Consider the following 24,368-nt stretch of genomic DNA (forward strand, 5'->3'; position numbering starts at 1 on the left):
ATGAGCACGCAACCGCTGTTGCTGGCCGGCCATTGGCAGGCCTCGCTGGAAGAGCGCGGCAGTTTCCGCGCCGAGGACCCGCGCGACGGGAGCGAGTTCGGCCCGTCGTTCCCGATCAGCGGCGCCGCCGACCTGGAAGCGGCGCTGAGCGCGGCGGCGCTGAGCGCCGATGCGCTGGCCGCGGCTGCGCCGGAACGCATCGCCGGGTTCCTGGATGCGTACGCGGACGCGATCGACGCCGACGTCGAGCGCCTGGTGGCGCTGGCCCATGCCGAAACCGGCCTGCCGGTGGAGCCGCGCTTGGCCAAGGTGGAACTGCCGCGCGCCAGCGGGCAGTTGCGCCAGGCCGCACAGGCAGTGCGCAGCCACAGCTGGGCGCAGCCGGTGATCGACACCGCGGCCGGCCTGCGCGCGCAGCTGGGGCCGCTGCACAAGCCGGTGCTCGTGTTCGGCCCGAACAATTTCCCGTTCGCGTTCAACGCGGTGGCCGGCAGCGATTTCGCCTCGGCCATCGCCGCGCGCAATCCGGTCATCGCCAAGGCGCATCCCTCGCATCCGGCCACCAGCCAGCGCCTGGCCCAGCTCGCGCACCAGGCGCTGCTGGCCAACGACCTGCCGGCGGCGACGGTGCAGTTGCTGTATCACTTCGACAGCACGCTGGGCCTGGAACTGGCAGGCGATCCGCGCCTGGGCGCGATCGGTTTCACCGGCAGCCGTGCCGGCGGGCTGGCGCTGAAGGCCGCCGCCGACCGCGCCGGGGTGCCGGCCTACGTCGAGTTGTCCAGCGTCAATCCGGTGTTCCTGCTGCCGGGCGCGCTGGCCGAACGCGGTGCGGCGCTGGCGCAGGAGTTCTTCGCCTCCTGCACCATGGGCAGCGGCCAGTTCTGCACCAACCCGGGCATCGTGGTGGTGCCCGAGGGCGAGGCCGGCGATGCCTTCGTCGCCGCGGCCACCGCGCATTTCGCCGCGGCTGCGCCGGCGCTGCTGTTCTCGCGCGGCGTGCTGGAGCATCTGCAGCGCAGCGTGGGCACGCTGCGCGATGCTGGCGCCACGGTGCTGGCCGGTGGCGAGGCCGATGCCGGCCCCGGCTATCGGCATGCGCCGACCCTGCTGCAAGTGTCGGCCGAGGCCTTCCTGCAGCAGCCCGAGGCGCTGCAGACCGAGGCGTTCGGCCCGGTCAGCCTGATCGTGCGCAGCGGCGGGTTGGGGCAGTTGACCGCCCTGGCGCGCAGCTTCGAGGGCAATCTCACCGGTACGCTCTATCGCGCCGCCGATGGCAGCGACGACATGGCCTTCGCCGCGCTGGCCGCGGCGCTGCGTCCGCGGGTCGGCCGCCTGATCTGCAACAAGATGCCGACCGGCGTGGCGGTGAGCCCGGCGATGAACCATGGCGGCCCGTATCCGAGCACCGGCCATCCGGGCTTCACTGCCGTCGGCATGCCCGCGGCGATCCGCCGCTTCGCCGCGCTGCACAGCTATGACGGCGTGCCCGACGCGCTGCTGCCGCCCTTGCTGCGCGATCGCAATCCCGGCGGCGTGCAGCGCTTGATCGACGGCAGTTGGAGCACCGCCGACGTGGAGCCGCGCGCATGAGCGAGCAGGCCCAGATCGGCGGGTTGACCCTGGAGCAGGCGCACGCACAACTGGCGCCGTGGCCGCACCGCGCGCCGGCGATCCAACAGCAGGAGTACCGGCAGCGCCTTGCCAACGCGCGTGCGCTGATGCGTGCGCACGGTGCCGACGCGCTGCTGATCGGCGCCGGCGCCTCGCTGCGCTATTTCACCGGCGTGCCGTGGGGCGCAAGCGAGCGCCTGGTGGCGATGTTGCTCACCGCCGAAGGCGATCCGCTGCTGATCTGCCCGGCGTTCGAGGAAGGCTCGCTGGACGCGGTGCTGTCGGTGCCGGTACGCAAGCGCCTGTGGCAGGAACACGAGGATCCGCACGCGCTGGTCGCCGAGGCCTTGCTGGAACTGGACGCGCAGAGCCTGGCGCTGGACCCGGGCGTGGCCTTTGCGGTGCACACCGGGCTGACGGCGGTGCTGGGGCGGATCGCCATCCGCGATGCGGCGGCGATCGTCGACGGTTGCCGCATGCGCAAGTCGCCGGCGGAACTGGCGCTGATGCAGCAGGCCTGTGACATGACCCTGCACGTGCAGCGGCTGGCCGCCGGGCTGATCCACGAAGGCATCACCACCGCGGAACTGACCCGCTTCATCGACCAGGCGCACCGCGCGCTCGGTGCCGACAACGGCTCGACCTTCTGCATCGTGCAGTTCGGCCATGCCACCGCGTATCCGCACGGCATTCCCGGCGTGCAGGCGCTGCGCCCGGGCGAACTGGTGCTGATCGATACCGGCTGCACGGTGCAGGGCTACCACTCCGACATCACCCGCACCTACATCTTCGGCGAGCCCAGCGAGAAGCAGCGACGCATCTGGCAACTGGAGCACGACGCGCAGGCGGCGGCCTTCGCCGCGGTGCGGCCGGGCGTGGCCTGCGCGGTGGTGGACGAGGCCGCGCGCAAGGTGCTGCAGCGTGCCGGGCTCGGCCCGGACTACCAGTTGCCGGGGCTGCCGCATCGCACCGGCCACGGTTGCGGCATGAGCATCCACGAGGCACCGTACCTGGTGCGCGGCAATGCGCTGGCGCTGGCCCCGGGCATGTGCTGCAGCAACGAGCCGATGATCGTGGTGCCGGGCGAGTTCGGTGTGCGCCTGGAGGATCATTTCTACGTCACCGAGGACGGCGCGCAGTGGTTCACGCCCCCGTCGCCGGCGATCGACCGGCCGTTCGCCTGATGCGTAGGGCGGCCGCCTGCAACGTTTGCGCGGCGGCCGCCGCGGTGTGTCACGGGCGCGTGCCGCCCTGCGGAGTTCCTCGATGAAGCACATACGTCTGCCCGTCGTCGGCATGCTGGCACTGGCCCTGCTGAGTGCCTGTCAGCCGTCGGCACCGTCGGCGCCTTCCACGCCGGCGGCAACGGCGCCGGCCAAGGCAAGCACCTCGCCGTCGCAGGCCTTCGCCGCGCTGCTCGACGCGCAGTGGCAGTACCAGCTCGAACACCATCCGGAGTTCGCCAGCATCATCGGCGACAGCCGCTACAACGATCGCTGGAGCGACTATTCGCTCGCCGCGCTGGAGGCCGAACGCCAGGCCACCGCTGCGTTCCTGGCGCGCTTCGATGCGATCGATGCCAAGGCGCTGTCGGCGCAGGAGCGGTTGAGCCTGCAGATGATGCAGCGGCAGTTGCGCGACCGGCTGGAGGCGATCGCGTTGAAGAACGACGAGATGCCGCTGGAGCCGGTCGGCGGCATCCAGGTGGCGTTGCCGGGCTATGCGCAGGCGTTCCCGTTCGCCAGCGTCAAGGACTACGAGGACTACATCAAGCGCCTGCAGGCGATCCCGGCGCTGCTCGATCAGGTGGTGGCGTTGTCGCGCGCCGGCGCCAGGGACGGGCTGGTGCAGCCGAAGTACCTGCTCGAGCGCATTCCCGCGCAGGTACGCGAGATCGCCGCACCGGCCGGGGCCGACAGTCCGTTCGCCGCGCCGCTGCAGCAGTTCCCCGCGGCAGTGCCGGAGGCCGAGCGGCCGCGCCTGCGCGCGGCGATGATCGCGGCGATCGACCAGCAGGTGCGCCCGGCCTATCGCAAGCTCGCCGACTTCGTCGCCGACGAATACGCGCCGCAGGGCCGTGTCCACGAAGGCCTGTGGTCGCTGCCCGATGGTGCGCGCCGCTACCGCTTCGCGATCCACACCCAGACCACCACCGATCAGTCGCCCGAGCAGATCCACCAGACCGGCCTGGCCGAGGTCGCGCGCATCGAGGGCGAGATGGGCGTCATCGCCAAGCAGCTCGGCTATGCCGACCTGCCGGCGTTGCGTCAGGCGGTGGCCCATGACCGCAAGTTCTTCGCCAGTTCGTCCGAGCAGATCCTGCAGCGCTACCGCGACGACATCGCGCAGATGCAGCCGCAGTTGACCAAGCTGTTCGGCACCTTGCCGAAGACGCCGCTGGAGGTGCGCGCGATGCCGGCGTTCCGTGCCACCGCGCCCGGTGCCGAGTACTGGCAGAGCGACGCGCAGGGCAGCAAGCCGGGGCTGGTGATGGTCAACACCAGCGACTACGCGCACCGTACCCTGGTCAACATCGAGGCCACCGCCTACCACGAGGGCGTGCCCGGTCATCACCTGCAGATCTCGCTGGCGCAGACCCTGCCGCTGCCGCCGTTCCGCCAACAATCCAGCTACAACGCCTACGTGGAAGGCTGGGCGCTGTACGCCGAGAAGCTGGGCAAGGAGGTGGGCTTCTACCGCGATCCGTACAGCGACTACGGCCGCCTGGCCGGCGAACTGCTACGCGCCAACCGACTGGTGCTGGATACCGGCGTCCACTACAAGCGCTGGACGCGGCAGCAGATGATCGACTTCTTCCACGCGCATCCGTCCGACGACGAGCCCAGCATCCAGGCCGAGACCGATCGCTACATCGTCTGGCCGGGCCAGGCACTGGGCTACAAGCTCGGCGAACTGGACATCCTGGCGCTGCGCGAGAAGGCCAGGCGCGCGCTGGGCGAGCGCTTCGACATCCGCGCCTTCCACGATGCCATCCTCGGCGGCGGCGCGATGCCGCTGGACCTGCTGGACGCGCGCATCGATGCCTGGATCGCCCAGGTCCAGGCCGGCACCCCCGCCACTTCGGAGACTTCGCGATGACCTCCCGTTCCCGACTGCGCACGGCGCTGGCCCTGGCCATCGCGTGCACCCTGGCCTGGCAGGGTGCTGCCGCCGCCGCGCCGGCAAAGACCGCCGCGCCGGCGGCCGCTGCCCCCGCCGGCGATGCCGGCGCGCGCTTCAAAGCGCTGTACCAGCGCGAGTGGAAATGGCGCCAGGAGCAGTTCGCCGGCGCCGACGACGAGGACGCGCAGGGACAGGCCGCCGATCACCTGCCCAAGGTCGATCCGGCCACCCAGGCGCAGCGCACCGCCTACTGGCAGCAGACGCTGCATGATCTGGATGCGATCGACCCGGCGCAGTTGTCGGCGCAGGACCAGGTGAACTACCAGGTCTATCGCCAGCAACTGCAGGTGCTGCTCGACCAGCAGCGGTTCCGCGCCTGGGAAATGCCGTTCAACAGCGACACCGCGTTCTGGAGCGACCTGGGGTTCACTGCGCGCGCCACCCTGCGCAACCGCGAGGACTACCAGCGCTATCTCGGACAGCTCGCCGACATCCCGCGCTACTTCGACGAGCAGATCGCCAACATGCGCGCCGGCCTGGCGCGCGGTTTCGCCCAGCCCAAAGTGACCCTGCAGGGCCGCGACCAGTCGATCGCCGAGGTCGCGCAGGCGCCTGGCGAGACCAATCTGTTCTACACCCCGTTCAAGCAGATGCCGGCGACGATCCCGGCGCCGCTGCAGGCGCAGTTGCGCGCGCAGGCGCGCACGGCGATCGCCCAGCAGGTGGTGCCGGCCTACGCCAAGCTGCTGCGTTTCATGCGCGAGGAATACCTGCCCAAGGCACGCCCGGCGCTGGCCGCCGAATCGCTGCCCGACGGCGCGGCGTACTACCGCGCGCAGATCCGCGAATACACCACGCTCGACCTCAGCCCCGAGCAGATCCACGCGGTGGGCCTGAAGGAGGTGGCGCGGCTGCGCAAGGAGATGGACCAGGCGATCGCCGACAGCGGCTTCAAGACCCCGCCGGGGCAGCAGACCTTCCCGGCGTTCCTGCACTACCTGCGCACCGATCCCAGGTTCTACGCCAAGACCCCGGAAGAACTGCTCAAGGACGCGGCGTGGATCGCCAAGCGCGTGGACGGCAAGATCGGCGACTACATCGGCCGGCTGCCGCGGCAGCGCTTCGCGATCGAGCCGGTGCCGGCGGACCTGGCGCCGTTCTACACCGGCGGGCGCGGTGGCCCGGGTATCTACCTGGTCAACACCTACGACCTGCCGTCGCGGCCGCTGTACAACCTCGCTGCGCTGACCTTGCACGAGTCCTCACCGGGCCATGCGCTGCAGATGCCGTTGGCGGCCGAGCAGGACAACCTGCCGGATTTCCGCCGTTACACCTTCATTTCCGCGTATGGCGAGGGCTGGGCGGTGTACTCGGAATACCTGGGGCAGGAGATGGGGATGTACGACACCCCGTACGACCGCTTCGGCTACCTGACCTACCAGATGTGGCGTGCATGCCGGCTGGTGATCGACACCGGCATCCACCACGATGGCTGGACGCGGGAGCAGGCGCAGGCATTCCTGCGCGACAACACCGCGCTCAGCGAGCACGAGGTGACCACCGAGGTCGACCGCTACATCGCCTGGCCCGGACAGGCGCTGTCGTACTACCTGGGTGAGTTGAAGATCCTGGAACTGCGGCGCAAGGCGGAGCAGGCGCTGGGCGAGAAGTTCGACATCCGCGCGTTCCACGACGCGGTGCTGGAAACCGGTTCGGTGCCGCTGCCGGTGCTGGAGCAGCGCATCGACCGGTTCATTGCCGAGGGTGGGAAATCGCCTTGGTCGAAGGAGGCGGCGAAGCAATAAGCCCCTCTCCCCCCGGGAGAGGGGTTGGGGTGAGGGTTCGGGCGCGAAGCGCATGCGGTGTTTCAGCTGCACGAGGCATCGCTCGGACCCTCATCCGCCCCTTCGGGGCACCTTCTCCCGGAGGGAGAAGGAAAAAGCAAAGCCCCTCTCCCCCCGGGAGAGGGGTTGGGGTGAGGGTCGGGCGCGAAGCGCATGCGGTGTTTCAGCTGCACGAGGCTTCGCTCGGACCCTCATCCGCCCCTTCGGGGCACCTTCTCCCGAGGGGAGAAGGGAAGTAAAAGCCCCTCTCCCTCCGGGAGAGGGGTTGGGGTGAGGGTAGGGAACGCCGCAGATCATCGAATCGCCAGTGACACCAATCCAGCGGGAGACGCCATGGCCGCACAAGGCAAGTTCCACAAGCGCTTGAGCCTCACCGATCTGACCTTCATCGGCTTGGGCTCGATCTTCGGGTCCGGTTGGCTGTTCTCGGCCAGCCACGTCTCGGCGATCGCCGGGCCGGCCGGCATCGTCTCGTGGATCGCCGGCGGCGTGGCGGTGCTGCTGCTGGGCCTGGTGTACTGCGAACTCGGCGCGGCGCTGCCGCGCGCCGGCGGCGTGGTGCGCTACCCGGAGTACTCGCACGGCGTGCTGCTGGGCTGGCTGATGGGCTTCATCACCCTGATCGCCTTCTCCAGCCTGATCGCGATCGAAGTGGAAGCGGCGCGGCAATACGCCGCGGCGTGGTTCCCCTGGCTCAACCAGGCCGGCAGCACTCATCCCAGCGTCGCCGGCTGGCTGCTGCAACTGGCGCTGCTGGTCGCGTTCTTCCTGCTCAACTACTACAGCGTCAAGACCTTCGCCACCGCCAACAACATCGTCAGCGTGTTCAAGTTCCTGGTGCCGGTGCTGGTGATCGTGTTGCTGATGGCGCATTTCGATGCGCGCAACCTGCACGTGCAGGGCTTCGCGCCGTTCGGTGCGGCCGGGGTGGAGGCGGCGATCTCCGCCGGCGGCATCATCTTCGCCTACCTCGGGCTCACGCCGATCGTGTCGGTGGCCAGCGAGGTGCGCGATCCGCAGCGCAACATCCCGATCGCGCTGATCCTGTCGGTGGCACTGTCCACGGTGATCTACGTGCTGCTGCAGCTCGCCTTCCTCGGCGGGGTGCCGGCGCAACATCTGGTCAACGGCTGGGGCGGCATCGACAAGGCGTTCTCGCTGCCGTACCACGATATCGCCCTGGCGCTGGGCATGGGCTGGCTGGCGGCGCTGGTGATCTGCGACGCGATGATCTCGCCCAGCGGCACCGGCAACATCTACATGAACGCCACGCCGCGGGTGGTCTACGGCTGGGCGCGCAGCGGCGGATTCCTGCCGGTGCTGACCAAGGTGGACGCCGCCTCCGGCATCCCGCGTCCGGCGCTGTGGCTGAGCCTGGGCCTGTCGGTGTTCTGGACCCTGCCGTTCCCCTCGTGGGAGGCGCTGATCAACGTGGTGTCGGCGGCGCTGGTGCTGAGCTATGCGGTGGCGCCGGTGACCGTGGCCGCACTGCGGCGCAGTGCGCCGGAGCTGCCGCGGCCGTTCCGGCTGCGCGGCATGGCGCTGCTCGGGCCGCTGTCGTTCATCGTCGCAGGCCTGATCGTGTACTGGTCGACCTGGAACACGCTGTCGTGGCTGCTCGGCCTGCAGATCGCCATGTTCGCGCTGTACGTGCTGTACCGTCTGCCCAACGCCGCCGGCCGTGCGCGGCTGTGGCGGCAGGTGCGCGGTGTGCTGTGGCTGATCGTGTTCTTCGCGCTGGTGTTGGTGGTGTCGCGTCTGGGCACCTTCGGCGGCAGCGGCTGGATCGCGCATCCCTGGGACACGCTGTGCGTGGCCGCGATCGCCTTGGGTTGCTACCACTGGGGTGCGCGCAGCGGCCTGCGTCCGGAGGAACTCGCGTTGGAAGAGGATGACGGGGAGTAGCCGTTGCGTGTGTGGAGAGGCGTAGGACGGTTCTTGTCCCTTTTTGTGGGATTGGCTGCGGCAGACGTCAACGGGAAAGCCCGTCGCGGCTAAAGCCGCTCTACGGGAAACAGCGCGTCATGAGATTTTTGGAAACCGCATGAACAAGTTCGTCGTATCTATCGTCATGGCACTGGCCTGCTGCGCCGGCGCCGCCCAGGCCGCGCCCAGCGTCGCCGACTACCAGCGCTCGCTGGGCCTGCGCGAGGCCTGGATCGGCCTGACCGAGAACGTGACCTGGCCGGCGCAGTGGCGCGACGACGGCGCGTTCTACTACCGCAAGACCGTGCCGGGCGGTTTCGCCTTCGAGGTCGAGGACGTGGCCAGCCAACGCAAGCAGCCGGCGTTCGACCAGGCGCGGCTGGCGCGCGCGCTGGGCGCGGCAACCGGCACCGCCTATCCGGCGCTGCGCCTGCCGTTCGCGCGTTTCGCCTACGTCGCAGAGGGTGGCAAGGCGCAGGCGGCGATCGCCTTCGAGCTCGATGAGACGCCGTGGCGCTGCACGCTCACCACCTACGTCTGCGCGCGTGCCGACCGCGGCCCGCAGCCGCGGCCGCGCGGTTTCGGTGTGGTGCGCGATCTCAGCGTGCCGGCCGATGCCACTCCGCGGCGCTCGCCGGACGGACGCTGGGACGCCTATGTCGACGGCAATGCGCTGATGCTGCGCGCGGTGGCGGACGGCCACACGCTGCGCCTGGCCGACGATAGCCGCAGCGACGATTTCTACGACCCGGAAACGATTGCGTGGTCGCCGGATTCGCAGCGGCTGGCGCTGTACCGGGTGAAGCCCGGCTTTCCCCGCCGCGTCACCCGGGTCGAGGCGGCGCCGCCCGGCGGCGGCCAGCCGATCGTGCGCACGCAGCTGTATCCCAAGCCCGGCGATGCGGTGGATATCGAGCGACCGGTGCTGTTCGACCTCGGCGCGCTGGCGCGCGGCGGCGCGCCCAAGCGCCTGGTCATCGACGACGCGCTGTTCGCCAACCCGTACCAGCTCTCGCCGATCCAGTGGCGCCGCGACAGCGCCAGTTTCGTGTTCGACTACGTGCAGCGCGGCTTCCAGCGCATGCGCGCGATCGCGGTGGATGCGGCCACGGGCAAGGCGCATGTGGCGGTGGGCGAGGACGCCAAGACCTTCGTGTACGCCGACCGCAGCTACCACCACGATGTCGACGGCCTGGGCCAGAAAATCCTCTGGATCTCCGAGCGCGATGGTTGGCGCCACCTGTACCTGTTCGACGGTGCCAGCGGCCGGATCAAGACGCAGATCACCAAGGGCGAGTGGATCGTGCGCGACGTGCTGCGCGTGGACGATGCACAGCGGCGCATCTGGTTCACCGCCAGCGGCATGGATGCGGGCAAGGATCCGTACTATCGGCAACTGTTCGCGGTGGATTTCGACGGCGGCCACCTGACCCGGCTGACCCAGGCCGATGCCGACCACGACGTGGCCATCGCCGACGATGGGCGCCATTACGTGGACGTGTATTCGCGTCCGGACATGGCCCCGGTGATGGAACTGCATGCCATCGACGGGCGCCTGCTGCAGGTGGTCGAGCGCGGCGACATCCGCAAGCTGCAGGCCGCCGGCTGGCGCGCGCCGCAGACCTTCGTCGCCAAGGGCCGCGACGGCAAGACCGACATCTGGGGCATGGTGGTGCGGCCGCGCGACTACGATCCGCACAAGAAATACCCAGTGATCGAGAACATCTACGCCGGCCCGCACGATTCCTTCGTGCCCAAGACCTTCTGGCCGTTCGGCTATCACTCCGGCGGCGACAAGCAGATCGGCATGCAGGCGCAGGCGGACCTGGGCTTCATCGTGGTGATGATCGACGGCATGGGCACCGCCAACCGCTCCAAGGCCTTCCACGACGTGGCCTGGAAGAACCTCGGCGATTCCGGCTTCCCCGACCGCATCGCCTGGCACAAGGCGCTGGCCGCACAGGATCCGTCCTACGACATCGGCCGCGTCGGCATCTACGGCGCGTCGGCCGGCGGGCAGAGCACGCTGGGCGCGCTGGAGCGGCATCCGGACTTCTACAAGGTCGGCGTGGCCTATGCCGGGTGCTACGACAACCGCATGGACAAGATCAGTTGGAACGAGCAGTGGATGGGCTGGCCGGTGGACGCCAGCTATGCCCGCGCCTCCGGTGTGGACAATGCGGCCAAGCTGCGTGGCGACCTGCTGTTGATCGTCGGCGAGCAGGACAGCAACGTCGACCCGGCCTCGACCGCGCAGGTGGTGGACGCACTGATCAAGGCCGGCAAGGACTTCGATCTGCTCGCCGTGCCCGGCGGCGAACACACCGTCGGCCGCTCCACCGGTCCCATCGACTACGTCCAGCGACGCCAGTACGACTTCTTCGTGCAGCATCTGCTGGGGGAGCCGACGCCGCGTTGGAATGGCGTGGACGGACGCGTTACGCGATAAGTAGAGCGCGCCTGCATGAATGTCAGAGATGCCGCCTTCCGGTGGCGGCATCGGATCATTCGGAAATCGTGGATTTAATAAAATCCGGCGTCACAGTTGGCGCCTTTGATCGTCGCTAATGAGCGATTTTTAATGGTGTAGGTTCCGCCATAGGGGAGTCCTATTGCCATGCGCTTTGGATTTGTGACGTAGAACGTCTTTGCGGCTTTGTCGTACGTGACGTTTCTGGGGTCGTCGGTTTCGACATAGACTCTTTTTTCGGCTGCAGGCGTGCCAGAGTATGTGATCGCAAAAAAGATATTGCCGGGGGCGAAGAAATCGCATCCTGTTTCAAGGCCCATGTGTTCTTCGCCAGCGGTGAAGTCATAGGTTACTTTTTCCAAGGGCATGAAGAACCACGAGTTCTCGCCTATTCCGCAATTGCCTGCTCCGGCAATGGAAAACAACGCGCATGCCACGACTGATTTTTTATAAATCTTCATTCTTCTCTCTTGCAAGTGAGTCAAGTGAATCAAGTGGAATTCGATAAGAAATCTAATTTTATTTACTGAATTTTGTATTTCGGAATATATACCCTGAATTTTTAAGGAAAATAAAATTAACAGTTCATTCAAGAGGCGTCAAGATAATTTCATATTTATGACACATTAATTTGGCCGAATGACGTGGCGATCCATCCGCGGTCCGCTGCGAACAGGGCAGCAATATCATCTGACTTCGATCGCACAATTGATGGATGGGTGGATCGCGATCGCCAATACTTCGACGTGTTTCCTTGACCTGTCGGCAGAAGGAGCCCCGCAGGGGCGGATGAGGAGGCGGAGGAGGCATTGGGGTTCGCAGGCATCGCGGCGCTTCCGTACCCTCAGCCCCAACCCTCTCCCGGCGGGAGAGGGGCCTTTGCTCTCGGCGCCGATGCGTTCGCTCCTGCGAATTCCCAATCCCGACTCCCGCCCCTAAAGATGCCGCGAACTCGGCCGATATCCCGGCAAGTCTCCTTGCGCCACGGCCTGCCATGACCGCCATCGCTCCCAGTTCCTCGCTCGCGCTGTCCGGCATGCGCGCTGCCACGTCCGGGCTGCAGGTGCGCGCCAACAACATCGCCAACCTCGCCACCGAGGGCTTCCAGCGTTCGGTCCCGGTGAACCAGGCGAGCGCCGGCGGTGGCGTGGTCGGGCAGGTGCGGCAGGCCGACGGGCAGGGCAGCGATCTGGTCGACGACATGGTCGGCACGCTGACCGAGCGCACCGCGTTCCAGGCCAATGCGCGGGTGCTGCGCGCGGCCGACGACAGCATCGGCAGCCTGCTCGACGTTCTCGCCTAAGCGGGCGGAGGCCAGGTGGCGGGTCGTCGCCGGATCGGTGCGGACGGCGCGTCGGAAGTGCGCTGCGTGACCTGAGGATCCGGACGCGCTCCGCGCGGCCGGATGCGTGCGTTGCAGGCCCGTCAGCCGCAGCCAGGCCACCCGCCTGCGCGGCTATGCGATTTTCCGCATCCATCCTCGGTACAGCGCACAAGACGCTGCGGCGCGCACCGCGCACGATGCGACGATCGCATTGCATCGGGGACGGTAGATGGATCGGAGAGATTTCCTGCGTCAGGGCCTAGCGGTCGGTGCGGTCGCCGGTGTGGAAGTGCTGGCCGGGCGCGCCGCCGCGACACCGGTAGCGGCCAGCGCCGCACGTGCGCCTGCGCCGCCGCAACTGCAGCCGCTGGCGGCCGACACCCTCGCCGGGCACACCCTGCACTGCCGGTTCGTCGAGGCCGGCGCGACCTGGGAGGTGTACGAAGACCTGCGCCAGCCCGACGGCGATCTGACCCTGCGCGGGCCGGGCGGGGCGCTGGTGCTGGGCAAGCGCACCGAAGCGGTGTTCCCTGCGGCGCAGGCCCCGTACTTCGGCATGGCCCTGGCCGAAGTGGCGATGGCCGATGCCGACCTGCTCGCCGATCGCCTGCTGCGCGACGGCGACCCCCGCGCCGACGAGGTGCGCGACGTCGCGCCGCCGCCGGCCTCGCAACTGGATCCCAAGGACTACAACGGGCGCCTGCCGTGGACCACCTTCGTCGGCACCCGCGAGTGCGCCGACACCATGCCGGTGTACCCGGATGGGCGCACCCGCTGCTATCGCGCGATCCAGGCGTTCCCGGAGCTGGGCAAGGACGAGCTGGTGCGGCGCCGCAGCGAAGGCCTGCTCGGCGGCTGGATGCCGGCGGTGCGCAAGGTAGTGCCGGCCGGCGAGGGCCGCTACTACGACATCCTGCTGTTCGCCGACGTGCTGGCCGAGGACCGCTTCGTGGTGCAGACCTGGCACCGCAGTGCGCTGGTGGAGCAAGGCAAGGTCAGCAAGGTCGTGTACGGCTACAGCTATCCCGACTACCCGCCGCGGCGCGGCCCGCGCAGCGCCGAGGATTTCTACCGCGGTCTGCTCGCCTTCGCCGGCTACTGGCAGGCGCAGCTCGCCGACACTGTGCAGGCGCAAACCCCGGATGCGAGTTGGCGCGACATGGCGCGCTTCGCCTTCGCCCGCGAACTGGTGGTGCGTCCGGGCGGCACCTATCCCAAGTACGGCGCGGTGGACCGCGACTACTACGGCAACGAGTACGACGGCTTCCAGGACACCTTCACCAGTTCGCTGTACGCCAACCTGGAATGGGGGCGTTTCAGTCAGGCGGCGGCGGTGCTGGACGGCTATTTCAGTGACTTCGTGCAGGCCGACGGCATGGTCAACATGCGCGGCCCGGAGACCGGCCAGTTCGGGTTGACCCTGTCGCTGCTGGCGCGCTACCTGCGCTACACCGGCGATGCCGCGCTGCTGCGCAAGCACCGCGACAAGATCGCCGCCACCGCGCAGGTGCTGGTCGAGCTGCACGACGCCAGCCTGCGCCTGCCGGCATCGGCACCGGGGCATGGCCTGCTCCACGGCTGGAACGAATCCGACGCCTGCCTGTTCCCCGATCCGCAGGTGTGGTGGAAGCCGTACTACGCCAACAGCGCGCTGACGGTGCGCGGCTGGCAGGACCTGGCCGCGGTGTGGAGCGGCATCGCCGGGCCGGGCGGGCAGGCCGCCGCGGCGCAATGGCAGCGGCGCGCGCAGCAGTTGTCCGCGCAATTGTTGCGCACGCTGCGTGGCAACATCCGCCGCGATCTGCAGCCGCCTTACATCGGCCCGCTGCCGGGGGTGAAGCTGACGTTCCGCCAGTCGCTGCAGCAGGAGCATCCCAGCGAGCAGGGCTGGCCGCACCGCGCCTATGCAGAACTGCTGCAGGCCGACGTGCTGCCCGACGACCTGGCGCACCTGGTCATCGACTGCGTGCGCGGCCACGGCGGCACCAGCCTCGGTGTGGTCGGCAACATCACCGCGCCGACCCCGGAGGCGCGCGACCTGCTTGGTTTCATCTCCTACGGCTACGCGCAGCAGTTGCTGCGCCTGGACCGAATCGAGGAATACCTGCTGTTCCTGTACGCGCACCGCTTCCACGTGCATACCCGCGGCAGCTGGACCGCGGGCGAGGTCACCGGCATCACCGGCGGCATGCCGCTGTTCTGCATCCCGGCGCAGCTGACCATCCCGCTGCTGCTGCGCTGGATGCTGGTGTTCGAGGACAGCGCCGGCGAGGAACTGTTCTTGGCGCGGGCGGTGCCGCGCGACTGGCTGGGCAGCGGCGAGACGATCGCGATCGACGCCGCGCCGACGCGCTGGGGCAGGGTGTCGCTGGCGCTGCGCGGGGATCCGGCGCGCAAGCGCATCGACGGCCGCGTGACGCTGCCGGCGCAGCGGCCGGCACGCACCTGGCTGACCCTGCGCGTGCCGGCCGGCACCCGCCTGCAGGAGGTGCAACTGGACGGGCAGCCGGCGGCGCTGTCCGGGCCGCGCAACGAGCGCGTGCTGGTGCCGGCCGGCAGCGCGGCGACGGTGGCGATTTCCGCCGTCTACGGCTGAGTGGCGAAAAAGTCGGAAACGTCCCGCCTGCCTGCGGGGCAGTGCGGTATTCCGCACGTTTTCCCGATAAATACGACAAGACGCCACGCGCGTCGTACGCGCACATTGTGACCGTGCAGTGAATGTCCAAGGGGGAGATTCCTGCACGTCACCGGGGACGCAGCGCATGGGTCGTGCGCGTCGCCGTGCAGGCGGCGTCGGGATCGTCCCATCCGATGGCGCATGCGTGGACACGTCCGTTTTCGTATCCGCCACACGCGCTGGCGACGGGGCGGCCGCCTGGGGAAGGGCGGCGTTCCGGCGATCGTCAGGCTGCCGCTCAGGAGATTTCCGATGCCGTCTTTGCTCGAACGCGTTGCGCCGCTGCTCCCGTGTTCCTGGCGCGCCGCGCCGCAGCCCGGTCCGCTGGCCGCGGCGATCTGCACCGCCCTGGCCCTGCTCGCGCCGGCGGCGCAGGCGCAGGATGCGCCGACGCAGGATAGCCAGGCGACCACGCTGGAACGCATCAGCGTCACCGGCAGCCATCTGCGCCGGGTCGATGCGGAAACCGCCAGCCCGGTCATCACCATCGACCGCCAGCGCATCGAGGACAGCGGCCAGGACACCCTCGGCCAGTTGCTGCAGCAACTGCCGGCGATGGCCGGCAACATGCCCAACGTCGCGCTCAACTCCGGCTTCAGCCACGGTCGCGCGCTGGTGTCGCTGCGCAACCTCGGCCCCGAGCGCACCCTGGTGCTGGTCAACGGCCATCGCATGGCCGGGCCGGCCAGCAGCGTCGCCGCCGCGCCCGGCGTGGACGTCAACGCGATTCCGGCGGCCATGGTCGAGCGCATCGAGGTGCTCACCGACGGCGCCTCGTCGGTGTACGGCTCCGACGCCATCGCCGGCGTGGTCAACATCATCCTCAAGGACAAGTACGACGGCTTCGCCGCCACCGCCGACTACGGCCTGAGCACCCACGGCGACGGCAACCGGCGCTCGCTCGGCCTGGAGTGGGGCAAGACCTGGGACCGCGGCGGGCTGGTCCTGGGCGTGAGCCGCAGCTCGATGAACGCGCTGTACGACAGCGATCGCGACTACGCGCGCACCGCGCAGAACTATCTCAACGGCCAGGTGGTGGAGCGCCGCGGCAACGGCACCCGCGCCTTCCTGCGCAATGGCAGCGTGCTGACGCCCAACGCCAACCTGGCGCCGGGCCAGGTCACCGCCAGCGACTTCCATACCTACAGCCAGGCGGTGGAAGGCTACAACTCCTACACCGGGCAGTACCTGATCACCCCGGTGCAGCGCACCAACGCCTCTGCACACGCCACGTTCGATTTCACCCCGAACGTGCAGGGCTACCTGGACATGTTCTGGACCCGCAGCGAGACCACCTCGCAGCTCACCGCCTACGGCCTGGAACTGCCCAACGCCGCGCAGAACTACTACAACCCCTTCGGCGCCCAGCTCAGCCGCTACCTGCTGCGTTCGGTGCCGGCCAACACCCGCGTCTACACCTCGACGATGTACCAGACCAACATCGTCGCCGGCTTGCGCGGCAAGTTCGGCGACAGCAGCTGGCAGTGGGATGCGGCGGCCGGCTACGCGCACTACAAGGACACCCTGGTGCGCAACGGCTTCTCCATCACCTCGGCGCTCAACAACGCGGTGGGTGCCTCGTTCCGCGACAGCGACGGCACCATCAAGTGCGGTACGCCCGGCAACGTCATCGCCGGCTGTACCCCGATCAACGTGTTCAACCCGGACGATCCGGCCACCATCGCCGGCATCAAGGCCACCCAGAGCGCGGTCGACCTGATCGACGAGAGCACGATGAAGTTCGCCGAGGCCAGCGTCAACGGCGACCTGTTCGCGATGCCGGCCGGAGCGGTGCAGGCCGCGTTCGGCCTGTCGTTCCGCAAGAACGGCTTCTCGCAGGGCACCAGCAATCCGGTGGCGGCGGCCGATGCCGACGGCAACTGCGACTACAACGACGGTTGCATCATGAACCAGGGCCACGACGAGACCATCAAGGAGGCGTATGCCGAAGTGCTGGTACCGCTGCTCAAGGGCGTGACCGGCGCGCAGGCGCTGAACCTCAACCTGGGCACGCGCTACTCGCGCTACGACTACTGGGGCAGCACCACCAACAGCAAGGTGGCGCTGGAATGGCGACCGATCGACAACCTGCTGATCCGCGCCACCGGCTCGCAGGTGTTCCGCGCGCCGGCGCTGGGCGATCTGTACGGCTCCCCGTTCAACGGCGTGGTCGACGACGCCGGCACCTATACCGATCCGTGCAACGGCTACACCGGCGGCGGCAATCCCGCGGCCTGCGCCAACGTGCCGACCAACGGCAGCTTCGTCAACAGCTCGTCCTTCACCGTGCTCACCACCGGCTCGGCCAACGCGGGCTTTGCGATCAAGCCCGAGCAGGGGCGCTCCTACAACATCGGCGCGGTGTACGACCCGGGCTGGGCCGAGGGTCTGTCGCTGAATCTGGACAGCTGGCGCGTCACCCTGGACGACATGATCAACGGCACCGGCCTGGATCAGGTGCTGCAGAACTGTTACGACGGCCAGAGCGCCTACTGTCCGCTGATCAAGCGCGGCCCCACCGGGCAACTGGTCAGCGTGACCGTGCCGTTCGCGATCAACAGCGGCAAGGTCGACATCCGCGGCGACGACGTCGGCATCAAGTACGCCTTGCCGGAGACGGCGTGGGGCCGCTTCCGCGCCGGTGTCGATGCCACCTACCTGTCCAGCTACACGTTCAGCGGCGATCCGCACAACTACGTGGGCGAACAATCCAGCTACGGCAACCTGCCGCGCTGGCGCGCCAACTTCACCCTCGACTGGGACAACGGCCCATGGCACGCGAGCTGGAACACGCGGCTGATCGGGCGCACCACCGTCGGCAGCGCCTACGAGGACTTCTGCGTCAACACCGCCGCCGACGGCAGTTGCGTGTACTTCCCGGTCGGCACGGTGACCTATCACGACGCCAGCGTGAGCCGGAAGTTCGAGAGCCTGCATGCCACCCTGGCGCTGGGCGTGAACAACCTCGGCAATCGCACGCCGCCGCGCTACTACGGCTATGCCAGCGCGGCCAACACCGATGCGTTCACCTACGACACGCTGGGGCGTTACTTCTGGGCGCGGATCAGGACCGAGTTTTGAGTCGCATGCCTGTCCTCGGTGGCGCCGCATCGCGCGTGCGGCGCGGCGCCATCGCTCTCCTGGTTGGCCTGTCGTTCGCTGCGAGTGCGGTGGCGGCGTCAGCCGCCGTCGGCGACCTCGACCGCGACGGCGAAGGCCTGCAGCCCAGCAATGCCGCGGTCGGCATGCCGCACTTCAAGGGCGATGCGCATCCCTTGCCGGATAGCGGCGTGGCGTTCACGCCGGGCCGGGGGCAGGGCCAGTTGCAGCGCGTGTTCGCCGCCGACCTGGCGGCGGGTGCCGGCCGCACGCCCGGTCGCGATTTCTGGATCGACCGCCTGCTGGCGCGGCAGGGCACCGGCGGCGGTTTCGGCGACAGCAACAACTGGCTGTTCACCCGCGGCCGCGCCGCCTACCTGTACACGCACAAGCCGGAGGAGCCTGGCTTCGTGGGCGACGTGGCCTACGTGCACAAGACCGGCCACGACGCGCTGTTCCGCCTGCAACTGGAGCGCGACGGCGTGCCGATCGCGCTGGTCGAGGACAGCGCGCAGCGGCGACAGACGCCGAGCTATTTCAGCAGCGCGTATGCCGGTGGCGGCGTGCGCCTGCAACTGGTCAAGTTCATCAGCGAGCAGAACGTGGCGGTGGCCGAAGTCACCGTGTCCAGTGTCGACGGCGTGGCGCACACCCTGACCCTGCGTGCGGTCTCGCCGATGGCCACGCATCCCGACAGTGCCGAGTTGACCGGCGCCTTCGTCACCCATAACGCCATCACCACGCTGTTTCCGCGCTTGTCCGGCGACGGCTTCGCGGTCGATGGCGCAAGCATCGCGCGGCCGCTGGCGGTGCCGGCGCACGGCACCGCGCCGACACTGAAGGTGCAACTGGGGCTGATCGCGCGCGAGCTGCCCGCCTCGCTGCAGGAATACCGGCGCATCGCCGCGCAGTCGCCGCAGCAGGCCTACCGCGACCACGTCGTCGCCTACAACCGCTGGTGGGCCGACAACCTGCCGTACCTGGACACGCCCGAGGACAATCTCGACAAGACCCTGTTCTACCGCTGGTGGCTGCTGCGCTTCAATTTCCTCGACGCGGCGGTGCCCGGCAACGACTACCAGTTCCCGGTGGCGATCGAAGGAGTGCTCGGCTACGACAACGCCATCGTGCTCACCACCGGCATGTTCATCGACGACCTCAAGTACCTGCGCGATCCGCTCTACGCCTACGGCTCCTGGCTCGGCGCCGGCGAGACCGCCGGCGGCGGCAAGTACGTGGACAACCCCGGCGCGCCGGAGAACTGGTCCAATTCCTACGCCCAGTACCTCAGTGCCGCCGCCTGGCGCGCCTACCAGGTGCACGGCGGGCCGCCGGCGATCGCCGGGCAACTGGCGCGCTACGCCAGCGACGACGTGGACGCGCTGCTGCGCGCCTATGACCGCAACGGCAATGGCCTGATCGAATACGACTGGGCGGCGATGACCGGCAACGACGCCGACGCGGTGTCCTTCGACTGGGCCAAACACCATGGCGCAGCGCGCATGGACCGCAGCGAGAGCGCGTACGTGTACGCCAATGCGCTGGCCGCCGCGCAAGCCGCGCAGTTGGCCGGCGATGCCGCCACCGCCAAGCGCATGCAGGCGCTGGCGGCGAAGATCCGCCGCGCCGTGCTCGATGTGCTGTGGCAGGACCACAGTGCACAGGCCGACGGCATGGGCCTGCACGGCGACCTGCTCAAGCAGCGTCAGGCCGATGGGCCGCGTCTGCCGGTGGACTGGAAGGAAACCAACAACTATTACCCCTTCAGCGTCGGCCTGATGCCCAGGCATGGCGATGCCGACGACGACCCCAAGTACGTGCGCGCGCTTCGCCTGTTCGCCGATGCGCGGCAGTTCCCGCTGTTCCCGTTCTACACCGCCAACCAGGCCGATGCGCAGGCGCGCGGCGCCGGCGGCAGCAACAATTTCTCGGTGATCAATTCCACCGTGGCGTTCCGCCTGCTCGGCAGCGTGTTGCGTGATTACCCGAGCCCGTACCTCGATGCGTCCAGCTACCGCAAGCTGCTGTACTGGAACGCGTGGGCGCACTACATCGACGGCGACAACCGCTACCCGGACCAGAACGAATTCTGGGCGCAGGGCAGCGCCGCCGATGGCGGCCGCATCGGCTATCGCTCGTGGATCCACCACACCCAGCTCGGCGCCACCAACTTCACGGTGATCGAGGATGCGATGGGCCTGCGCCCGCGCAGCGACGCCCTGATCGAGCTGTATCCCATCGATATCGGCTGGGATCATTTCGTCGCCGACTGCCTGCGCTATCGCGATCGCGACCTGAGCATCGTCTGGGATCGCGACGGCCGCCGCTACGGCGGAGCGGCGCCGAAGGGCTATTCGCTGTACCTGGACGGCCACCTGGCCTTCACCGTCGATCGTCTGGCGCACGTGCTGTACGACCCCGCCAGCGGCCGCGTGCAGGCCTTGCCGGATGCGGTCAATGCCGGTGCCGCGCAGATGCAGGTGCTGGCCGCGCATCGGCTGGCATTGCAGGCGCCGCAGCAGGTGCGGTTTCCCGGCACGGCGCGAATCGGTGCGGTCCTCGCCGACGCGGGGCTCGACATCGCGTTGCCGCCCGGCGCGCGCAACCTGGCGCAGGACGCGGCAGTCAGCGCCAGCTACGCGACCGACGGATTCCCGGCCACGGCGGCGGTCGACGGCAGCACCGCCAACGAACCGTTCTGGGGCACCGCCGGTTCGAGCAGTAGCAGCGACTGGCTGGAACTGGATCTGCAGCGCCCGCAGACCCTGGACGATGTACGCGTGTACTTCTATCGCAGTTCCTCGCCTCCGGGTGAACAGCACGGCTTCCCGTCGGGCACGCGCGCCGGCTACGCGCCGCCGTGGCTGTACGTGCTGCAGTACTTTGACGCCGGCGTGTGGAAGACCGTGCCGGGCCAGGTGCGCGATGCACCGATCGCGCAGGGCAACCGCAACCGCATCCGTTTCCCGCCGCTGCGCGCGCAGCGCTGGCGTCTGCAGGTCACGCATGCCGGCGCGCTGCGCACCGGGATCAAGGAGCTCCAGGCCTATGCCAGCGGCGCCGCGGCGCCGGCGGCGCACGGCAACCAGGCGCCGCAGGTCGAGGCCTGGCAGGAAGACGGCAGCGCGGCGGGTGGCGTGATGCGCCTGGTCGGCCAGGTCGGCGACGATGCGTTGCCGAACGGCACGCTGACGCTGCAGTGGCGCACGCTGCAGGCGCCGCCCGGCGGTGCGGCGGTGTTCGAGCAGCCGCAGGCGGCCACCACGCAGGTGCGCTTCACTGCGCCCGGCGCCTACACCCTGCAGTTGCAGGCCGACGATGGCGCGCTGCAAGGACACGCCGAGGTGGTGGTGATCGCGGCGGCGGCTCCGGCCGGGCAGACACTGCAAGTACAGGGCGAGGCCACGCCGAGCGCGCAGTTCACCGCCGGCCATCACCGCCTGCAGGCGCTCAACGATGGGCTGCTGCCGGCGCCGGACCAGGTGCCGGCCGCCGACCGCCGCTGGGGCAGTTGGGGGCGCGCGCAGCCGGCTTCGGTGTGGGTGCAGTACGAGTGGCCGCAACCGCAACGGCTGAACGCGGCGGCGCTGTATTTCTGGGACGACCAGCCGCAGGGCGGGGTGGCGTTGCCGCGCGCGTGGACGTTGCAATACCGCGACGGCACGCAGTGGCGCGACATCGCCGTGCGCGGCGGTTATCCGGTGCACGGCGATGGCGCGCCGAGCCGGGTGACGTTCGCGCCGGTGGTTACCACGGCCTTGCGCGCGGTGCTGCAGACCGCGACGCAGGGCGAGGGCCACTACGCGGTCGGGCTGGACGAATGGCAGGTGTTCGCCGAGCGCGCGGTGGCGACCGAAGCGGTGGACGTGCGCATCGCGCCCGGGCAGGCGCCGACGCTGCCGGCACGCATCGCCGGCTACTTCGCCGACGGCAGCTGGGCCTGGCTGGGCGTGCGCTGGTCGCAAGTCGATGCGGCGGCGCTGGCCGGCGAGGGCCGCGTGCAGGTGCAGGGCCTGGCCGACGGCGGCGTGCCGGTGACGGCCAGCATCTGGGTCCGCGCGACCGCGCCGGGCCAGCTCACCACCGTGCAGGCGCCGCCGCCGCTGCACATGCCTGCGGGGCAGGCGCCGGCGCTGCCGGAACTGGTCTCCGTGCAGTACAACGACGGCTCGCGCGAGCGTGTGCCGGTGCAGTGGTCGCCGTTGGCGCCGGCCGCCTACGCCAAGCCCGGCCGCCTGAGCGTGGTCGGGCAGGCGCAGGGCCGCGATGGCACCGGGACGCTGCCGGTGCGGCTGGAGCTGGTGATCGAGGCGGAGACGACGCCATGAACCGCCATCCCGTGCGCCGTGTCGTCGCCTGCCTGCTGGTGGCCTGCGCTGCCTGCATCGGCGTTGCCGCGACCATCGCCGCGACACCGGCGGTGCCCTGGTCGCGGCAGGTACATGCGCCGGGCAATCCGATCCTGGCCGACGGCCGCGCCTATTCGGCCGACCCCGCGCCGCTGGTCGCCGACGGCAAGCTCTACATCATCGCCGGCCGCGACGAGGCGGCACCCGAGGTCAACGACTTCGTGATCGACCGCTGGCAACTGCTGGTCACCGACGATGTCGGCCGCGGCGACTGGACCCATTACCCGACGTTGCTGCGCCCGCAGCAGGTATTCGCCTGGGCGGCGCCCGGCCACGCCTACGCGGCGCAGATCGTGCAGGGCCCGGATAAACGCTATTACCTGTATGCGCCGGTGCACGAAGCACACTCGCGTAATGCAGATCCATTCGCGATCGGCGTGGCGGTGGCCGACAGCCCGCTGGGGCCGTGGCGCGACGCGCATCCGCAGGGACCGATCCTGTCGCAGTCGCTGCCGGTGCCCAACGCGATCCAGAACATCGACCCGACCGTCCTGGTCGACGACGACGGCCGCGTGTATCTGTACTGGGGCACTTTCGGCAAGCTGTTCGGCATCGAACTGGAACGCGACATGGTCACGCCGAAGGGGCAGGCGGTGGCGGTGACCACGCTGGACGGCTACTTCGAAGCGCCGTGGCTGTTCAAGCGCAATGGCACCTACTACATGGCCTACGCCGACAACCATGCCGGGCCGGAGTCGGAGTGCACGCCGACGCTGTACCACGCGTGCATCGCCTACGGCAGCGCGCCGTCGCCGTTGGGGCCATGGACCTATCGCGGCGTGATCCTGCCACCGGTGTCCTCGACCACCTCGCATCCGGGCATCGTGCAATTCAAGGGCCAGTGGTACCTGGTCTACCACACCGCCGACGCCAAGGGCGGCGGGCATTTCCGCCGCAGCGTGGCGATCGACCGGCTGCAGTGGGACGACACCCGGCAGCCGGCGCGGATCCTGCCGGTGGTGCCCACGCAGCGGCCGCAGCCGCCGTTGCCGCCGCAGCGCAACCTCGCTCGTTATGCGCAGGCCAGCGCGTCCAACGGTCCGGACATTCCGCACCAGTACTGGATCGCCGCGCTCAACGACGGCCGGGTCAAGCGCAATCCGTTGCCGCCGCAGCTATGGGGCAGTTGGACACCGCACAACCCACCGCAGCAATGGCTGCAGTACAGCTGGGCGCAACCGGTGACGCTGCAGGGCAGTCGCATCCTGTTCTGGGCCGATCATCCGCCGGGCGCGGACAGCGGCGTGGCGCCGCCGGCGCGCTGGCGGTTGGAGTACCGTCGCGACGGCCGTTGGTGGCCGCTGGCAGAGAGTACGCGCGCACCCGTCGCCGGCCGCTGGCAGACGCTGCGCTTCGCGCCGGTGACCACGCGCTGCATGCGCGCGGTGCTGGACGCATCCGGCGGCGGCGAGCGCTACGCCGCACTGGCGGTGCAGGAGTGGGAGATGTTGGCGCCGCAGGCGCAGCGCTTGCCGCAGGCGAGCGCGGCGGATGTGCAGCGCTGCGACATGCCTTGAAGTGAGGCGTGCATGCCGATCGAACCGACCTCGCCGACCTTCGCAGGCGCTTCGGTTGCAGCACCTGCCGCTGATGTCGGCGGCAGGTGCCGGCCGCATCATGTTCCTGCCGTGACGTCGGTTTGATTTTCGGACTCTGTGCGGAATTATCCCGATTCCATGAGGATAACCGTCGGGTGCATGGCGTTTTGGTGGATTAGTCTGGCGACGCATTGCCGATACGCGAGTGGCTGCCGTGCGGCGTGTTCCTGGCGTTCGCCGGAGGCGAACCTGGATCCGCATGCCGTCGGGGTGGCGGCGGCATGCCTCAATCACTGCAGGCTGGTGCGGCGGAACGCGCGTCGATCGTCCTATTCATCCAATGT

Annotated in this window: 12 protein-coding genes; 11 read left to right on the forward strand and 1 reads right to left on the reverse strand. The window is 69.0% G+C overall.

Annotated elements, in window-relative coordinates; all coding sequences use genetic code 11:
* From CEK66_RS01875 to CEK66_RS01900, 6 genes are all read left to right on the forward strand, one after another.
* Positions 1 to 1,593 carry an aldehyde dehydrogenase family protein gene (locus CEK66_RS01875; RefSeq protein ID WP_152235765.1) on the forward strand — a complete coding sequence of 531 codons (1,593 nt, stop codon included), beginning with the start codon at positions 1 to 3 and terminating at the stop codon, positions 1,591 to 1,593.
* Positions 1,590 to 2,798: a Xaa-Pro peptidase family protein gene (locus CEK66_RS01880; protein ID WP_152235766.1), complete on the forward strand. Its 1,209-nt coding sequence runs from the start codon at positions 1,590 to 1,592 to the stop codon at positions 2,796 to 2,798. Before CEK66_RS01875 ends, CEK66_RS01880 begins: the two co-directional genes overlap by 4 nt.
* A gap of 82 nt (positions 2,799 to 2,880) precedes the next feature.
* Complete coding sequence (locus CEK66_RS01885; protein ID WP_152235767.1) at positions 2,881 to 4,713, forward strand: DUF885 family protein; 1,833 nt, start codon at positions 2,881 to 2,883, stop codon at positions 4,711 to 4,713.
* Complete coding sequence (locus CEK66_RS01890) at positions 4,710 to 6,542, forward strand: DUF885 family protein (RefSeq protein ID WP_152235768.1); 1,833 nt, start codon at positions 4,710 to 4,712, stop codon at positions 6,540 to 6,542. Before CEK66_RS01885 ends, CEK66_RS01890 begins: the two co-directional genes overlap by 4 nt.
* Before the next feature lie 372 nt (positions 6,543 to 6,914).
* Positions 6,915 to 8,486, forward strand: coding sequence for an APC family permease (locus CEK66_RS01895; protein ID WP_017909346.1), 1,572 nt, complete (start codon positions 6,915 to 6,917; stop codon positions 8,484 to 8,486).
* Between the two features lie 139 nt (positions 8,487 to 8,625).
* Entirely contained in the window at positions 8,626 to 10,956 is a 2,331-nt protein-coding gene (locus CEK66_RS01900) for a S9 family peptidase (protein ID WP_152235769.1), read from the forward strand.
* Between the two features lie 74 nt (positions 10,957 to 11,030).
* Here the strand turns inward: CEK66_RS01900 and CEK66_RS01905 are convergent, their stop codons facing one another.
* Positions 11,031 to 11,438, reverse strand: a complete 408-nt coding sequence (locus CEK66_RS01905) for a hypothetical protein (RefSeq protein WP_152181887.1) — start codon at positions 11,436 to 11,438, stop codon at positions 11,031 to 11,033.
* A gap of 533 nt (positions 11,439 to 11,971) precedes the next feature.
* Between CEK66_RS01905 and CEK66_RS01910 the strand changes: the two genes are divergently transcribed.
* The 5 genes from CEK66_RS01910 (at position 11,972) to CEK66_RS01930 (ending at position 24,003) form a co-directional block, all read left to right on the forward strand.
* Complete coding sequence (locus tag CEK66_RS01910) at positions 11,972 to 12,280, forward strand: flagellar basal body protein (RefSeq protein ID WP_152235770.1); 309 nt, start codon at positions 11,972 to 11,974, stop codon at positions 12,278 to 12,280.
* A 250-nt stretch (positions 12,281 to 12,530) separates the two neighbouring features.
* Positions 12,531 to 14,897, forward strand: coding sequence for a Tat pathway signal protein (locus CEK66_RS01915; RefSeq protein ID WP_152235771.1), 2,367 nt, complete (start codon positions 12,531 to 12,533; stop codon positions 14,895 to 14,897).
* 333 nt (positions 14,898 to 15,230) lie between these two features.
* Positions 15,231 to 18,059, forward strand: a complete 2,829-nt coding sequence (locus CEK66_RS01920; RefSeq protein WP_152235772.1) for a TonB-dependent receptor — start codon at positions 15,231 to 15,233, stop codon at positions 18,057 to 18,059.
* 164 nt (positions 18,060 to 18,223) lie between these two features.
* The gene (locus CEK66_RS01925) at positions 18,224 to 22,405 is read left to right on the forward strand and encodes an Ig-like domain-containing protein (RefSeq protein WP_226978466.1); all 4,182 of its coding nucleotides are present in this window, start codon (positions 18,224 to 18,226) and stop codon (positions 22,403 to 22,405) included.
* A complete protein-coding gene (locus CEK66_RS01930) occupies positions 22,402 to 24,003 on the forward strand; it encodes a family 43 glycosylhydrolase (RefSeq protein ID WP_152235774.1) in 1,602 nt (533 codons plus the stop codon). Before CEK66_RS01925 ends, CEK66_RS01930 begins: the two co-directional genes overlap by 4 nt.
* Positions 24,004 to 24,368: the final 365 nt, after the last annotated feature.

Origin of the sequence: Xanthomonas sp. LMG 12460, from assembly GCF_009192895.1 — a bacterium.
In the GTDB taxonomy this organism is placed as follows: domain Bacteria; phylum Pseudomonadota; class Gammaproteobacteria; order Xanthomonadales; family Xanthomonadaceae; genus Xanthomonas_A; species Xanthomonas_A sontii.